The sequence below is a fragment of the Pseudomonas sp. NPDC087626 genome (genome assembly GCF_044743405.1).
GTDB lineage: Bacteria > Pseudomonadota > Gammaproteobacteria > Pseudomonadales > Pseudomonadaceae > Aquipseudomonas.
Map to the genome: position 1 here is coordinate 244037 of NZ_JBIUWJ010000002.1, position 15146 is coordinate 259182.

Sequence of the window (15146 nt, forward strand, 5' to 3'; positions counted from 1 at the left end):
TTCAACTCGCCTTTCTGCTCCTCGCCCCCCCGATAAAAGAAGATGGATATGATTCTCGATTTTTTGTATGGCGCAGGCGTCGGTCTTGCTCTCGGCATGACAGGCGGAGGCGGAGTTCTGGCTGTACCAGCGTTGATGATTGGGCTGGGTTACACCCTTCCCCAGGCTAAACCTGTCGCACTCATTGCCGTCGGTAGCGCGGCCTTCATTGGCTGTCTGGATGGTTTACGCAGAGGGTTGGTGAGGTACAAGGCCGCAGGGGTGATGGCCGTAGCTGGCACTTTATGCGCCCCGATTGGCTTATGGCTGGCGAAAAACCTCTCCATAACGACGTTGATGATTATCTTTTGCACGGTGCTTTTATTCATTTCAGCCAGAATGTTCAAACAGGCAGTTTCCCCCTGTAAACCTGAAACCAGGCAAGGCTCAAACCTGCTCTCGGCAAAATGCCTGGTGAACCCCTCTACGGGTCGGTTCAGGTGGACTAACCGGTGCTTCGCAAGCCTGTCATCAATCGGTGGCATCTCCGGGTTATTTAGCGGAATGCTGGGCCTGGGTGGCGGTTTCATAATCGTGCCCGGCGTTCGGCAATTCAGCAATCTCGGCATGCACGGGACTGTCGCTACGGCCTTGGCCGTTATCGCCTTCATTTCAGCCGGCACGGTAAGCGTATTCCTGATAACAGGCGGGGTCATAGAGCCCACGGCATGGCGCTTTATTGGGGCCGCCGTGGCTGGAATGCTGATCGGCCGCACACTGGCGCCAAAAGTATCGGGCAGCCTGCTGCAAATAGGGTTTTCTTTGCTGGTGTGCGCAGTGGGCGTGATGTTGCTGGTAAAGACATTGATGCCATATCTTCGCTGAGAGGTCACTGCATGCAAATGCTGGTCAAGACTTTTACCGATACGGTGACAGGCACCTTCAGCTATGTCGTCTACAGAGAAGGTCAGAAGGAGTGCGCGGTCATCGACCCAGTGCTGGGGTATGACTTCAGGTCAGGTAAAACCGACACAAAAGGTGCCGATGGAATCCTCGCTTTCATAGTCAGCCAAGGCCTGGAAGTCCAATGGCTGCTGGAAACCCATATGCATGCCGATCACTTGTCATCTTCGGCGTATATCCGCAGCAAGACAGGAGGAAAGATAGCGGCGAGCGAGAAAGTAAAAACCGTGCAAGCTGTCTTCGGAAAGATCTACAACTTTGAGCCTGAATATTACGAGGCCGACGGGCTGTTCGATTATTTCTTCAAGGACGATGAACACTTCGAAATAGCCGGCATGACAGCGATCGCAATGTATGTGCCAGGCCACACGCCTGCCGATGTCGCCTATGTTGTGAACAACCAGGCCGTCTTCGTTGGAGACACACTGTTCGCACCAGACTTGGGAACCGCCAGATGCGACTTCCCGGGCGGCGACGCAGAACAACTCTTCACGTCAGCCCAACGAATTCTCTCACTGCCAGCGGACACTCAACTCTATCTGTGCCATGACTATCCGCCAGAAGGACGAGAGCGGAAAAGTGTGGTTACCGTTCACGACCAACGCCTCCAGAACATCCATGTTCGCGAAGGCACAGATATCGCCACATTCGTGCAAGTGCGGGAGGCACGAGACGCAACTCTGGCTATGCCCAACCTGTTGTTGCCGTCACTCCAGGTAAACATCAGGGCAGGTATGCTCCCGGAGCCAGCCGAGAATGGCAAACGCTACCTGCGAATCCCTCTGGACGAGGACTAACGTTCATGCATAGCGTTCTCACGGCAGTGGCATCCGTCTGAAGCTTGACCAAGAGAGCGTCAGGGGCTCTCTCAAGCCCCGCTTTTCTCTCCGCTTTCCATCCTCAAGTTTTGCCCCGAACCGCATTCAGTTGTTCCGCGTGTAGCGCTGGGCAACTGCCTGACATCAGGCCGGAGTCGAACCCAGCGCCTGCTGCAAATCGTCGATCAGGTCTTCAATCGCCTCGATGCCTACCGACAGACGAATCATTTCTGGCTTCACCCCAGCCTTCGCTTGTTCCTGCTTGTTCATTTGCCGATGGGTAGTGGAAGCCGGATGGCAGGCAAGAGACTTAGCGTCACCGATATTGACCAGTCGCTTGAAGATTTGCAGAGCATCATAGAAGCGCACGCCTGCGTCATAACCGCCCTTCAAACCAAACGACAGAATCGCCGACGGTTTACCCTGCATGTATTTTTGCGCCAATGCGTGATGAGGATGGTCGGAGAGGCCGGCGTAGCTGACCCATTCCACTTCAGCATGGCTCTGCAGAAATTGCGCAACTTTCAGGGCATTGTCAGTGTGACGCTCCATGCGCAGCGCGAGCGTTTCTAAGCCTTGAAGCAGCAGGAACGCGTTCATGGGTGCCAGTGCCGCGCCTGTGTTGCGCAATGGCACTGTGCGCGCTCGCGCGATGAAGGCGGCGGGGCCGAACTTCTCGGTGTAGACCACACCGTGATACGCCGGCTCGGGTTGGTTGAAGCCGGGAAATTTTTCCGGGTATTGGGCCCAGGGGAAAGTGCCGCTGTCGACGATCGCTCCGCCCAGGGAGTTGCCGTGGCCGCCGATATATTTGGTCACCGAGTGCACGACAATGTCGGCGCCGAACTGGATCGGCTTGCACAGGATTGGCGTGGCCACGGTGTTGTCGACCATCAATGGCACGCCACGGGCGTGAGCGACCTGGGCCAGGGCTTCGAGGTCGATGATGTTACCCGCCGGATTGCCAATGCTTTCGCAGTATACCAGCTTGGTGTTGTCATCGATCAGTTCGGCGATGGCCTCGGCGGAGTCGTTGCAGGCGAAGCGCACATCGACGCCAAAGCTTGGCAGCAGATGGGCAAACAGGGTGTAGGTGCCGCCGTAGAGTTGCGGAGTGGTGACAATATTGTCACCGGCTCGGGTCAGGGTCTGGATCGCATAGTGGATCGCAGCGCTGCCAGCCGAGACGGCCAGGGCAGCGATACCACCTTCGAGGGCGGCCATCCGTTGCTCCAGCACATCGTTGGTAGGGTTCATGATCCGCGTGTAGATATTGCCGGGCACGTCCAGGTTGAACAGGTCGGCGCCGTGCTGGGCGTTATCGAATTCGAAGGCGACGTTCTGATAGATCGGCACGGCGACGGCCTTGGTGGTCGGATCCGACTTGAAACCGTGGTGCAGCGCGATGGTGGCGTCTTTCATGATTGTTACTGAGCTCCTTGAAGGTTGTCCCGGATTTTGTGGAAGCAGAATTTCTATTAAACCGACAATAGCTGATCTTCAAACGGGAACTTTAGCGATTTAAAAAAGCTTTTTCAGTCCCGGATCGGAATTGTCCGCTTTTTGCTGATGTTGTTAAGCACCCGATAAAACAGCTTCATCATCGTAACCTCAAGCCCAGGTCGCTGGTTCGGCAAAAAAAATGGCTGTTTTCCCCGCATTCTGACCGACGCCCTGACAGAGTTATCGCGAAAAAAACACCCATTTTGTAAACAATGTCAACAAAATGTCGACCTTGTCTCTCTACAACCATGAGTCGTTATTAAGCTAATTTTTTGATTCTATTAGCTTATTTTTTATTTACAAAGTTGGCATCTAACTTGCTGATCATCTGCTATCCATAAGGCAGCCCAGCTGCTGCGCGCCTACCCCGAGGAGTCAATATGTCCGAATCAACTACCGTCAAAGCCTACCTGCGTCCAATTGATCGTGATGGTCTGATGGCTTTCGCTGAAAAAGGTCGCAACAACCCATCCAACCAAGGTACCAACAAAGTCCATACTGTCATGCAGGGCATGTACCGCAGCCTAAGCTACGTCGGCCAGCATGAGGCAGTCGTCGTCGACGAACCTCTGCACCTGTTCGGCGAGGACACTGCACCTGCTCCGGGTGAAATCGTGTTGTCGGGTCTGGGCGGCTGCTTGGCTGTGGGCATCACCGCAGTCGCTACCTGGAAGCAAATCAAGCTGACCAAGCTGGAAATTTTCATTGAGGGGGATATCGGTAACCCTGCTGCCTGGGGTGCTGGCGGTTCAGAAAAGGAACCCGCGCAAATGGGCTTCCAGGACATCCGCGTAAAGGTATTGATTGAGGGCGATGCTACTCGCGAAGAGCTAAACGAAATCGTCAAGCACGCAAACTTCTATTCTCCAGTAGCAAACACTATGCGCAACCCGATCTCATTCAGCATCGCGCTGGCTGACTAAACCCACTTATCCAGAGAAAATCCTGATGATCACATCTCGCGAAGAAGTCACGAAACTGATTGTTTCGGCGAAAGTTGGTAAAGGCCTCAAGTGGAGTCAGATTGCCGAGGCCGTGGGCATGTCCAAAGAATGGACTACAGCAGCTTGCCTGGGTCAGATGACTTTCGATAAAGCTCAGGCTGAAACCGTCGGCAAAATCCTGGGCCTCCCTGATGAAGCGGTAGCGTGGTTGCAGATCGTGCCCTACAAAGGATCTCTGCCCACTTCCGTACCTGCAGATCCGTTGATCTACCGCTGGTACGAATTGGTCAATGTCTACGGCACCACCATCAAAGAACTCATCCATGAGGAATTTGGCGACGGCATCATGAGCGCCATCGACTTCAGCATGGATATTCAACGCCAGAACGATCCCAAGGGTGATCGGGTGAATGTAGTTCTTTCGGGTAAATTTCTGCCTTACAAAAGCTACTGATTATTCGCTAGCCAAACGCCTTCTCAAGAAATTGCGAAGGCGTTTTTTTTGGTGCCGCTCATGGTCGAGCATTCTATCGGGGCTACTTTATGACAACCGACCAAAACAATGAAGTGATGAATGATCTGCGTCGATACTCCTCCAGCCTGTGCTCTCTACTTTCAAAGGCGCGATCGTTGCAATTGACTGCCTATCTGCAACGGCATGAACAACGGGTCGACGGTAACCGCTTCGAATTGCGTCACAACGACACCTTGTTCAGCATGAATAGCCAGTGGTCTGCCGGCTTCGATTACTCGGTAAACCAGCAGAAGCTCTACGCGAAAGGAAGGCCTCGACGTATGAGGTCATGAAGAGTTGTGCGGCGTGAAAGCAATACTAAGCTTGACCAATATTTCCGGAAGGTGATGAGCCTGGTAGGTAACAGCATCTGTACCCCTTAGAAAAACCTAACTACTAGCCGGGCCCCACTGGCCCGAAACATCGGCTATAGGAAAATGGCTCTACACGGCACCCACTGCTGGACATTGCCTCTTTCGATGGAATTGGCGTATTCGTTCTGGATCATAGTTTATGGCAGTCCCGAAGGTCGCCATGGAATCGTCATAACGCCTATTTTTTGGACTCCCATTCCTACTCGTGGGAACTCCCCTTTCATCTGCGCAAGTCGCTTTAGTGAGCCCTTGCAAATCCTACCAACTGGATGGTAGGCTTTGCATCGAATTCACAACTCTTTCCGCAACCTAATAGGGCATCGCGCCCAAGTGAGTATCCCATGCAAGATTGGAAGCAAACTCGTAAAGACATCACCACCCGCTTGGTGCAACTCAATGGCCTGTCACCGGAGACCATGAAAGGTGTGACTTCGTTGGGCAATGCCGGAGCAAAAACAAACCATCTTGACGCCAAAACTCGTGAACTGATTTCGCTCGCTGTAGCGGTGACCACCCGCTGTGACGGCTGCATTGCTTTCCACGCTGCTGAGGCCAAAAAGCTAGGTGTAACAACTGAAGAGGTCTCAGAAGCTTTGGGCGTAGCGATCAACATGAACGCTGGTGCTGCATTGGTTTACAGCACTCACGTTTTGGATGCATTCGACAAGTCTTAATACACGGCAGTGCGGAAATATCAGTAAAATTGGAAGCCTAGCCTTCCCGCCCCGCCAATTAACTGCAAGAAGTTTCTCAAGCCCTACAGGCTGTCCCGCACGCCATTAGCCAACCGCTCGTTGTGCTGATGGCCTGTTGAGGAGAATGAAACTCACCTGCGATTTTGACCTTTATATCATTAGCGCCGGTTCCGGTGGTGTACGGGCTACTCGCTTTGCGGCCGGTTTTGACGCGAAAGTGGCTGCCGCTGCATGGGCGGCACCTATGTGAACCTCGGCTGCGTCCCGAAGAAGTTGCTGATCTACGGCGCACACTTCTGAGCATGCGCCCCCTTCAGCTTCGATTGGTCGAACGCGGTTCATCCTTCCGACAACTGCTGGAAAGAACGCGTATGAGCGAAGCATTGGAAGGCCTAGCTGACGCCGAGCTACCACTTGTGATACTGGCAGAAAGACTGGGCCATACAGAGCCCTGCGCGTTTTCGCATGTTGTCCAGAGCTACTTCGTTAAAGTGGTCGCGGTAGGGACGGCAGTTACCTGCCGGCCCCGCACAGATCTGAACCTAACTCTGACTCGGCTGGCCCAAGAGCATTTTCCTTCCCTGAAGGTAAGGTGCGCTCGCGATATGGGTAACATCATTGCCCTACGCCAAATAGGCATGGAGGCAGTCGAGCGGGAGACTTTTGAGAGCGCTTTGTCCCTTGGAAGTAAAGCGCTGGAAAAACTGGGCGTCGGGCACCATGAAGCCCGTGAGCGCGCGGATCGATTCCGTCGCCTGAATCTGGAGATGCTGAGGAAATGGTCACGCAGCCCTCGGATGAGACCGAGTTCTAGCACGACGCCTACAAACGGGCCAACGCCCTACTAACGGAAATCTTCAATGAAGATACAGCTTATCTGATCAATAGCTGGCCGGAGCAAAGTCGAGCCAAGGCGGAGAAGAAAAATAGCCAGCGAAAATCGAAAGAATTAAAGCCATTCAAATCGACCTACAAAACGTCCTTTAAACCAGCCAAGATTGCTATCTTCAAAGCGGCAAGCGATCGAGAGCCGGCCAGAACCAAACGTAACCGCCCTTCGTGAAAAATCACCAAGGATGGCACTGATCGTATGCCGTACATCTGGGAAATCGTCGGCGAAACCGCCACATCAATTTTCCCGAAGGCAGCGCGAGAATACAGCTTGCCTGCGAGGTCGTGAAAGACCGGCTTCATTACCTGGCATGGCTTGCACCAAGACGCCGAAAACAGTACGACGCTGCTGCCTTTTGCAACAAATCTGGCGAACTGTTCGGCTCTCAAGTCTACGATACGGCTCATTTGCACCTCATCCACAACGCTACTTCAAGTTTAGAGATAGCAGCACCACAGGTGCTGCGAAGTCTCTAGCATCAATTACATCCATCAAGACCACAGACTTGACCACTGAACGACTCATCCTCACCCGTTGATTCCAAATACATTTGATTCAATGCTTGGAGAAAAGCCTCTTGGGGCTGAGCTCCCGAAACTGAAAACGAATTGTTGAAAACAAAAAAAGGAACGCCTGAGCCGAATTGGGCCGCCGCGCGCTCGTCCTGTTGCATCTGAAAGCGCAGATCTTGGGATGACCACGCGAGTACAACAGACTCATCAGATACCCCTACAGACTTTGCTATCGCCTCTAAACTTTTCCTGTCAAAGAGCGATTTACCCTGAGTGGTACTTTGCTCATAGAGCGCTTCCACCAAGTATTTTTTCAGGGTTTCATCTTCGACTGCTTTGACTAATACGTGCGCATCCGCAGTATCACCAAACAGCATGGTTTCGAAACGATAATCAAGTCCCAAAGATTGGCCATATTGCTTCACCGCACTCATCATAGTTACAGCAGAGACCGGACTACCCAATTTACGTTTTAGGGCTCCAACCATAGGCTCAGCAACATGGTTCGGGGCAAGACGATACGCTCTTACATTGACTTGAACACTGTCTTTGTACGGGAAGCTTGCAAGCGCATTTTCGAAACGACGCTTCGCCACCCAGCACCAAGGACAGACGTAATCAGACCAAATATCAACTACAAATTTTTTAGAAACGCAACTCATAAATCACTCGACATTGAAAGAAATTGAAGACATCGCTACCTATTGAGCAGAAGCCAAGAGACTGATCTAAAATCAACCTATATGGTAGCGACCAGAATGTTTTAGTATATGACACCACTTGAAAACTGATCGCTCTAGCCACTTAATCAAATAGTTAAACCCTACCAAGCGCTCAACTGATCTGCCTATTGTCCATTCAATGAGACTTACACCTTCTAACGCGCTCAACAGCATGAACACGTAGTCTTCAGGTGGCATAGGCTAACCACGCGTTTTTTCAGAGCTGCCTCGCTGATGGCTTTCTCCAGCCATTCAAGTTGTGCCTCGAGAAAGCCTCTAGTAAGCATAATCGTAGCCCAACCATTTCTTCTGCCAGCGCGCCACACAACGGTAGAAGCTCTTCACTCACACTAATGCTGAACAGGCAGTAAAACGCTCGAAGTCGCACTAGCGGATCCTGATCAGCATCTTCGATTAACCTTAAGGTAGACTGGAAGCGGCTGATAGAGTGCTTGATTAACGCCTGACCGAGACGCTCTTTGGTAGGGAAGTGATGATGAATACTGGCTTTTCTAATGCCAATCTTCGCGGCCAAATCAGCATAACTAAATGCTGAGTATCCTCTAGACCTCATCTGGTTTTCTGCGACTTTTAGCAGCGCTACTCTAGTAGTAATCGACACTGAAATCTCCAGCGGCCAGGTTTCAGCCGCGCTACACCAGAAGCTGGCTAGATGCTGCCAGTTGGGCCGAGTAAATGGCCTTTGGTAATCGTTCTAACCATTGCACTTCCCAGCACTTTTGGTGATGGAACGGAAGTCGACTTAGGCGATTGCCATCAAACAGCATTAGCTGAAGTTAGGCACGAACGGCCATGATTCCAGCATCCACGTCCCAGATAGCGCCGGTCACCCAAGACGCTTTACCCGACAGCAAGAACACAATGGTGTTGGTAGAATCTGCCGGAACACCGACTCGCCCTGGGCGGAAATCGTTCAGCGACTTCACCGCTCCTGGAATCGCATCTTTGTCCATGAACCCTTCATAGATCGAGGTGTGAACGATCCCTTATGAGACGGCGTTGACGCGGATACCCGAGTGAGCCAATTCAATAGCCAGATTGCGTGTCAGCGCATCCAAACGTACCTTCACCATGGAGTAGGCAGAGGAACCAGCGAATGCAGCATGTGCACTGATAGAGCCGACACTCCCAATTGAGCACCCATACCACTGGTGCCACCGCCGACAAGCAGTTTTTTTGTTGAAAAAACTGCTCATTTCGTACTCCATCGAATTATTAGGCCAAAAGTTGCAACGCCAGTAGTGCTTTGCCCACTGGCGCTCTTAAGGCTTTAAAGATGCGAGGCCCGATGATTATCAGTCCTCACGAACCTCGAGGGTCGGCACCATACGGATGGCTTTCGAGAAGTTTGCGTAGTTGACCGACGTCTTAATCACATTTTTATGCAGTTCTTCCACGCGCTCACGAGGTGCGTCGGTGTGCAGGCGAATCATGACGCTCACTTCGTCGTACCCTGGGTTGACGCTATCATCGAGGCCCAAGAAACCACGCAGGTCAAGGGTACCGTCCGTCTCAATTTCCAGACTGTGGATCTTGATACCCATCATGGCGGCGTTGGCCGCATAACCTACCGACATACAGGCGTTCAGCGCCGCCATCAGCAGCTCTTGAGGGTTTGGGGCGGAATTCTGACCTAACAGTTCATTAGGCTCATCGGCGACGATTTCGAAATCACGGGGGTAGGTTTCACCGGCCAAGCTGTAGCGGCTGACTTTCGCCACAGAGCGAGTCTGGCCTTTCCACTGGGTCTTGACGTTGAAGCTCGCGTGACGCTTGCTCGCATCCTCAGCAACACCTTGAGCAAACTGCTGCAGAGCGGCCACGTCAATACCATTCAGATTATTTGTCATTAAAAAGTCCTCTATGGAACGCATTTTTGCGGTTGGATGAATATTCTACACAATCACCCTACCAACTGGATGGCTTGTTTGCAAGAGGATTTTCTTTGATCTCGTTATCCAGCCCACGTATTAACTGATGAATCACTTCTCAACCCCTGCTAAACGTAGCTCATAGCGAAGTACCGCTTGTCCGAACGGACAGACGGAGATACACCAGGAAAGGCGTATATGCACAGAAATTTTATTCTGCAGGATTGGACCAGTTGCTGAAGCAGACTGCGAAAGGTAGAAATGAGAAGCCCACCTAATAGGATGGGCAAATACAACGTGTTCAGAAAATGTTCACTACTGAAATGTCGGTAAGCTGGTCTAAACCGTGATTACGAAACGATAATACCGTTCAATATCAAATCGAACCCAGACTGGTCAACAACTGTCTCACTCAGCGCCCAAGACACAAAACTGCTGCCCTCAAGCAAGCTCAATATCGCCCGTGAAACCGCCTTGGGATTGACATCCGCCTTTATAACGTTTTCGGACTGACCCAATACGAGATTACTCTCCAACCATGCAAGATGGATTTCAAAAAATTTCCTAGTCAGCTCCTTAAGACTGTCCGGCAGAGCAGAAAGCTCAGCAGCGAGCGCACCACATAGGGGTAACATTCCATTTTTTGAGCTATCAACGAACAACTTACAAAACTCGTTCAACCGAACTACCGTATCGGAATTTTCTTCATTTATCAATTCTAGGTTCTTCTCAAATCTAAAAAGATAACTCTCAATAACGGCAATTCCAAGCCCTTCTTTTGTAGGGAAGTGATGATGAATACTCGCCTTTTTTATACCAATTTCGTCAGCCAAATCGGCATAGCTAAATGCAGCGTACCCTTTGGTGCGTAGCAATAGCTCGGCAGTGGTTAAAAGGTCAGAACGAGTACTCATAAATCTTACCTTGAATTTTTGATACATGCATATTAACTGCATCACAGAAACGGTTCAACTCAAAGCGATGAGAGCACGTCATAAACCGTGCTCTCATCGCCATTTAGCTAGACTCCTACACGATTCGAGCCATCCTCAATCTCTTCCGAGCGCACGGCTTTGGAACGGACGGCCTTCGCCCAACCCAGCATTAATGCTCCAGCGACTAACGGTATAGATAGAACAGTATATGTCCCATTAGGATAATCGAAACCCAATAGTACCAGCACTACGAGCAAGAAACCCAAGGTCAACCAAGAGGTAAACGGAGCGCCTGGCATTCTAAATGAGACCATATCGGCTTCACCTCTCTTTACCGCACGGCGGTACATTATTTGAGAAAGTACAATGAATGCCCATGTGGAAAGAATCCCCAGAGATACTAGATTAAGCAGAAGCTCAAATAGCTGGGACGGAATTAGAAAATTCAATAGTACGCCAAATACGTTGATCCCCATAGTAACCAAGATCCCCATATAGGGAACACCTTGGGTGCTCATACGTTTAAACATCTTTGGAGCAGAGCCCCCCATAGCTAGCGATCTCAATACTCGCCCAGTTGCGTACAAACCAGAGTTTAGACTAGAGAGCGCCGCAGTCATTACCACAATATTCATAACGGAGCCAATGCCAGGAATTCCCAACGCTTCAAAGAAAGTTACAAAAGGGCTGACATTAGCGCTGTAGGCCGTCCACGGCAATACAGTGACTAGCAAGAATACTGAGCCCACATAAAAAAGCCCTATCCTCCAAACCACGCCATTAATTGCTTTGGGGATGACACTTTTAGCATCTGCCGTCTCACCAGCAGCGGTTCCTACCAACTCAATACTCGCATAAGCAAAAATTACACCTTGCACGATAATGATTGCCGGCAGAAGGCCATGAGGGAAAATGCCCCCATTATCAGAGATCAAATGCAGACCCGGGATGTGCCCTGCCACCTCGTGGCCAGTAGCAAAGAAGAACGAGCCGACCACCAAGAAAATACTGATAGCTGCCACCTTAATAACAGCAAACCAAAACTCCATTTCCCCAAACCACTTGACACCGACCATATTCATCAATGTCACCACACCCAAAGCGCTAAGCGCGAATATCCACTGTGGGACATCCGAAAAAACGCTCCAGTATTTCATGTATATTGCAATAGCTGTGATGTCCACTACGCCTGTTAATGCCCAAACCAAGAAATACATCCATCCCGCTACAAAAGAGGCGCGCTCCCCCATAAACTCTCTAGTATAAGATACAAAACTCCCGCTGCTAGGACGGTGCATCACTAACTCGCCCAACGCTCTCAATATGAAAAAAGCAAAAACCCCACATACCAAATACACCACTGCAAGTGCAGGCCCGGCAATTTGAAGCCTTGCCCCTGCTCCCAAGAACAAACCAGTGCCGATAGCTCCGCCTAGTGCCATCATCTGCACATGACGTTTTTTAAGATGTTTTGAGTAGCCACTCTCATGAGAATCAAGCCAGTTCGACTTTTCTTTCAATTCGCTATCACACTGAACTGCTAAAACGGGCTGTACCTTTTGCTTTTTCATACTTCACCCAAACGATTAATTTGCAGTTGTTTTTTTTATCCCTTGCAAACTTAAATCTTTCTTCCCAGTCCCAAAGAGAAGTCACAAAGAGAGCGCCGTGCCCAACGCTATTACGGACATGAGGCATCACTCCAGGAATGTCCTAGCGCCCATAAGCACCGCTATTCGGTCGACCAAGAGCGAAACCTCTAAGCACTGAAAACCTACCATCCACTTGGTAGCCTTGCAACATATTTTTATATGATTCGCGCAACGAACTGTTTTTAAACGGCTTTTTTTCGCATACCAACCTAGTAGTAGACTTTTAAGAAAAATAGGATTTTAATCTCGGCGACGCGCGGGAAAACACGCGACGAGCCCTCCACTACGCAAGAAACGGAAGCCAGTATGAAAAAATATAAAACCGTGCAGACCCTACTCGCCCACGCTTCTATCGAGCCCAATCAGCATCATGGCTTCGTGAATACACCGGTTTACCGGGGCTCCACGGTGGCTTTTCCTACGTCCGAATCCATGCGTGAGGGACGCCAAAAATATGCGTACGGCCGGTGGAACAACCCTTCGACGGAGGCATTGACTCTGGCCCTCGAGCAGTTGGAGGGGGCGGAAGGCACAGTTCTTTGTCCTTCAGGGCTCTCGGCTTGTACGACTGCCATACTGTCAGTGGTGGGGGCAGGAGATCACCTACTAATTGCCGACAACGTATATTCGCCGATAAGGGCTTTTTGTGAGCAGGTGGGTCGACGCCTTGGAATCGAGGTCTCATTTTACGACCCGACAATAGGTGCCGGAATCGTAGACTTCCTCAAGCCAAACACTAAAGCAATCTATACAGAATCACCTGGCTCCTTGACTCTGGAAATACAGGACATTCCTGCAATAGCCAAGGTTGCTCATGATCACAACATCCTGGTTATTGCAGACAACACTTGGGGCACCCCGCTTTACTTTCCGTCACTGGAACTTGGTGTCGATCTGTCCGTCATGGCAGCCACGAAATATATCGTCGGCCACTCCGATGCGGTTCTTGGCACTGTATCAGCCTCCAAGCGTGCGTGGGATAGCCTCAAACGATACCACTTCAACATGGGATTGTTTGCGAGTCCGGATGACGTAACCCTGGCGCTCCGAGGTATGAGGACGCTAGATGTTCGACTGGAGCGTCATTACAAAAACGCTATGATGGTCGCCAAGTGGCTGGAGACACGCGAGGAAGTGGAAGCAGTTTATTATCCTGCATTAGAGTCTCACCCTCAGCACCAATTATGGAAAAGGGATTTTAAAGGTGCGTCAGGCTTACTCTCCTTCGTTACCAAACCCTCCACACAAGCAGCCGCAGATGCACTCTTGGATAGCCTTTCATTGTTTTCAATTGGCTACTCTTGGGGAGGCTTTGAGAGCTTGGCGATGATTGCAGATCCCAACCCTGTTAGAAGTGCAACGTCCTGGGAGGTTGATGGGCACCTTGTGCGGCTGCATATTGGTCTTGAAGACCCATCTGATCTGATCGAAGACTTAGAACAAGGCTTTGCGAATTTCAACATATTACGCGGCCAATTAAAGTAAACTGACTAAATGCACAGCTCTTAATTGGGCTGTGCTTACTTTGCCGCCCGATCGCGGCATCTCAAGTTCAACACCTTCGACATTCCTCATCGATAAGACTCATTTATCTCCGTCTATAACCTGAATCCGACGATAAAGCCTTCTCACTAACCCCAACTCATTGGCTAAATCTGCTCGTGCCCCCCCTCGAACACATTAAGCACTTAGGGCGCTAGTTTTCCGCCATAGAGAAACTCCGCCAAGAAAACTTTTCCACGCTCAACCGTCAGAGGGCAGGAACCATAGCCGTTAAACACAGCTTGATACAGCTTCATTCCCAGGTAAACCAAGACGTTGTGCTACGACAGGAGCTTGTTCGCGTATGGCCGCCATGGTTTTTGTGGTATCGATCACGTCACCTAGCGCCCAGACATTGGGAAATTTGCGATGAGCCAAGGATATAAAGCAACAACTATCATATCGTCGATTTGAATCGTGGCTTCGCCGTTAGGCTTACACATGGCGCAGCGCATTCCTAACAAGCCTCTCGCACTCGTCTTTTCGTTGGTGCTGATGTACACAAGCGTGCGCATGTTGCGCTATGCAAGTCGGGAAATCCGTAATGGCGGTTCAGCTCCGCGACGCGAGGTTTTACCCTGCGTACTTAATCCGGTAAAGGGCCGGTTACGTTGGACGTTGCCGTGTGCTCGAGTATTGGCGTTAACCGGTTTCATGTTGGGCTTGCTGGGTGTCGGTGGAGGATTTGTCATCATCCCGGCCCTGACGCGCTACACCAACCTGGTAATGAAAAGCATTGTCGCTACGTCTCTTGCGGTGATTGACTTGGTTTCAATCGGCGGAGTGGCTGCGGCGGCGATTAGCGGCGTAATGTATTGGCAAGCGGGGTGCCGTTCGCCGGCGGTGCGGTTAAAGGATTAATCGCGGGAAGGCAGCTAGCTCATAAGCTGGCCGTTCCTCGTTTACAACAGCCGTTCTCAATCGTTGGAATGGGCGCCGCTATCATGCTGGCAGTCAGCGTACTGGGGTTCCACGTATAATTCTTAACTAAGTTCGATAGCATAAATGGTTCATACCCTTGTCGCCGATGTCACCGAAACGCCTGACCAGCATGTCTTTGGAACACAGTTCTGAAAGACTATCTTCCTGGTGGATTTCTTGGTGAGCTTCCCTTTGTTACCAAATGAGTCCTCATTTTTGTCTCGCTACCTATTTTTGCTTTAGACATGTCCCTCGCACGTGGCCTTCAGGGGGCGAATGTGACAACGG

Annotated in this window: 13 protein-coding genes and 5 pseudogenes; 9 read left to right on the forward strand and 9 right to left on the reverse strand. The window is 50.8% G+C overall.

The genetic code is table 11. From position 1 onward, the window contains the following. Positions 1-42 precede the first annotated feature (42 nt). Positions 43-864: a sulfite exporter TauE/SafE family protein gene (locus ACIOVD_RS02915; protein ID WP_401126041.1), complete on the forward strand. Its 822-nt coding sequence runs from the start codon at positions 43-45 to the stop codon at positions 862-864. Between the two features lie 11 nt (positions 865-875). Then, complete coding sequence (locus ACIOVD_RS02920) at positions 876-1739, forward strand: MBL fold metallo-hydrolase (protein ID WP_159994968.1); 864 nt, start codon at positions 876-878, stop codon at positions 1737-1739. A gap of 165 nt (positions 1740-1904) precedes the next feature. Here ACIOVD_RS02920 and ACIOVD_RS02925 read toward each other — a convergent pair whose 3' ends face one another. Then, positions 1905-3182, reverse strand: coding sequence for an O-acetylhomoserine aminocarboxypropyltransferase/cysteine synthase family protein (locus tag ACIOVD_RS02925; RefSeq protein ID WP_167654976.1), 1278 nt, complete (start codon positions 3180-3182; stop codon positions 1905-1907). A gap of 461 nt (positions 3183-3643) precedes the next feature. Here ACIOVD_RS02925 and ACIOVD_RS02930 point away from each other — a divergent pair, with 461 nt between their 5' ends. From ACIOVD_RS02930 to ACIOVD_RS02950, 5 genes and pseudogenes are all read left to right on the forward strand, one after another. Then, positions 3644-4186: an OsmC family protein gene (locus ACIOVD_RS02930; RefSeq protein WP_167654977.1), complete on the forward strand. Its 543-nt coding sequence runs from the start codon at positions 3644-3646 to the stop codon at positions 4184-4186. A gap of 25 nt (positions 4187-4211) precedes the next feature. Then, entirely contained in the window at positions 4212-4661 is a 450-nt protein-coding gene (cynS, locus tag ACIOVD_RS02935; protein ID WP_159994962.1) for a cyanase, read from the forward strand. 775 nt (positions 4662-5436) lie between these two features. Further along, positions 5437-5769 carry a carboxymuconolactone decarboxylase family protein gene (locus tag ACIOVD_RS02940; protein WP_137204872.1) on the forward strand — a complete coding sequence of 111 codons (333 nt, stop codon included), beginning with the start codon at positions 5437-5439 and terminating at the stop codon, positions 5767-5769. Positions 5770-5914: 145 nt separating this feature from the next. Then, positions 5915-6087, forward strand: a pseudogene (locus tag ACIOVD_RS02945) (glutathione-disulfide reductase); the annotation flags it as partial. A gap of 242 nt (positions 6088-6329) precedes the next feature. Beyond that, a pseudogene (locus ACIOVD_RS02950) lies at positions 6330-6712 on the forward strand (glutathione-regulated potassium-efflux system protein KefC); the annotation flags it as partial. A 47-nt stretch (positions 6713-6759) separates the two neighbouring features. Here the strand turns inward: ACIOVD_RS02950 and ACIOVD_RS02955 are convergent. The 7 genes and pseudogenes from ACIOVD_RS02955 to ACIOVD_RS02985 all read right to left on the reverse strand — a co-directional run bounded on the left by ACIOVD_RS02955 (position 6760) and on the right by ACIOVD_RS02985 (position 12314). Continuing rightward, a complete protein-coding gene (locus tag ACIOVD_RS02955; RefSeq protein ID WP_159994960.1) occupies positions 6760-7089 on the reverse strand; it encodes a co-chaperone YbbN in 330 nt (109 codons plus the stop codon). Positions 7090-7160: 71 nt separating this feature from the next. Beyond that, the gene (locus tag ACIOVD_RS02960) at positions 7161-7856 is read right to left on the reverse strand and encodes a DsbA family oxidoreductase (RefSeq protein WP_401126045.1); all 696 of its coding nucleotides are present in this window, start codon (positions 7854-7856) and stop codon (positions 7161-7163) included. A gap of 277 nt (positions 7857-8133) precedes the next feature. After that, entirely contained in the window at positions 8134-8490 is a 357-nt protein-coding gene (locus ACIOVD_RS02965; protein ID WP_237235006.1) for a TetR/AcrR family transcriptional regulator, read from the reverse strand. A gap of 223 nt (positions 8491-8713) precedes the next feature. Next, positions 8714-9145 (reverse strand): annotated as a pseudogene (locus tag ACIOVD_RS02970) (SDR family NAD(P)-dependent oxidoreductase). An 87-nt stretch (positions 9146-9232) separates the two neighbouring features. Next, positions 9233-9787 (reverse strand): OsmC family protein, encoded by a 555-nt coding sequence (locus tag ACIOVD_RS02975; RefSeq protein WP_159994956.1) that lies wholly within the window; start codon positions 9785-9787, stop codon positions 9233-9235. Between the two features lie 371 nt (positions 9788-10158). After that, positions 10159-10722: a TetR/AcrR family transcriptional regulator gene (locus ACIOVD_RS02980; protein ID WP_167654980.1), complete on the reverse strand. Its 564-nt coding sequence runs from the start codon at positions 10720-10722 to the stop codon at positions 10159-10161. Positions 10723-10829: 107 nt separating this feature from the next. Further along, entirely contained in the window at positions 10830-12314 is a 1485-nt protein-coding gene (locus ACIOVD_RS02985) for an amino acid permease (protein ID WP_159994952.1), read from the reverse strand. A gap of 387 nt (positions 12315-12701) precedes the next feature. On the opposite strand from ACIOVD_RS02985, the gene metC reads away from it, so the two are divergent. Further along, on the forward strand, positions 12702-13880 hold the full coding sequence (metC, locus tag ACIOVD_RS02990; protein ID WP_167654981.1) for a cystathionine beta-lyase: 1179 nt from the start codon (positions 12702-12704) through the stop codon (positions 13878-13880). Positions 13881-14086: 206 nt separating this feature from the next. On the opposite strand, the pseudogene ACIOVD_RS02995 reads toward metC, so the two are convergent. Then, positions 14087-14318: pseudogene (locus ACIOVD_RS02995) on the reverse strand (NAD(FAD)-dependent dehydrogenase); the annotation flags it as partial. A 33-nt stretch (positions 14319-14351) separates the two neighbouring features. Between ACIOVD_RS02995 and ACIOVD_RS03000 the strand changes: the two are divergent. Continuing rightward, positions 14352-14917, forward strand: a pseudogene (locus ACIOVD_RS03000) (TSUP family transporter); the annotation flags it as partial. Positions 14918-15146: the final 229 nt, after the last annotated feature.

What these genes read in the sequence shown, in the direction of transcription:
- ACIOVD_RS02915 (WP_401126041.1), top strand. Translation starts at nt 43, where the DNA reads ATGGATATGATTCTCGATTTTTTGTATGGCGCAGGCGTCGGTCTTGCT.
- ACIOVD_RS02920 (WP_159994968.1), top strand. Translation starts at nt 876, where the DNA reads ATGCAAATGCTGGTCAAGACTTTTACCGATACGGTGACAGGCACCTTC.
- ACIOVD_RS02925 (WP_167654976.1), bottom strand. Translation starts at nt 3,182, where the DNA reads ATGAAAGACGCCACCATCGCGCTGCACCACGGTTTCAAGTCGGATCCG.
- ACIOVD_RS02930 (WP_167654977.1), top strand. Translation starts at nt 3,644, where the DNA reads ATGTCCGAATCAACTACCGTCAAAGCCTACCTGCGTCCAATTGATCGT.
- cynS (WP_159994962.1), top strand. Translation starts at nt 4,212, where the DNA reads ATGATCACATCTCGCGAAGAAGTCACGAAACTGATTGTTTCGGCGAAA.
- ACIOVD_RS02940 (WP_137204872.1), top strand. Translation starts at nt 5,437, where the DNA reads ATGCAAGATTGGAAGCAAACTCGTAAAGACATCACCACCCGCTTGGTG.
- ACIOVD_RS02955 (WP_159994960.1), bottom strand. Translation starts at nt 7,089, where the DNA reads ATGAGCCGTATCGTAGACTTGAGAGCCGAACAGTTCGCCAGATTTGTT.
- ACIOVD_RS02960 (WP_401126045.1), bottom strand. Translation starts at nt 7,856, where the DNA reads ATGAGTTGCGTTTCTAAAAAATTTGTAGTTGATATTTGGTCTGATTAC.
- ACIOVD_RS02965 (WP_237235006.1), bottom strand. Translation starts at nt 8,490, where the DNA reads ATGAGGTCTAGAGGATACTCAGCATTTAGTTATGCTGATTTGGCCGCG.
- ACIOVD_RS02975 (WP_159994956.1), bottom strand. Translation starts at nt 9,787, where the DNA reads ATGACAAATAATCTGAATGGTATTGACGTGGCCGCTCTGCAGCAGTTT.
- ACIOVD_RS02980 (WP_167654980.1), bottom strand. Translation starts at nt 10,722, where the DNA reads ATGAGTACTCGTTCTGACCTTTTAACCACTGCCGAGCTATTGCTACGC.
- ACIOVD_RS02985 (WP_159994952.1), bottom strand. Translation starts at nt 12,314, where the DNA reads ATGAAAAAGCAAAAGGTACAGCCCGTTTTAGCAGTTCAGTGTGATAGC.
- metC (WP_167654981.1), top strand. Translation starts at nt 12,702, where the DNA reads ATGAAAAAATATAAAACCGTGCAGACCCTACTCGCCCACGCTTCTATC.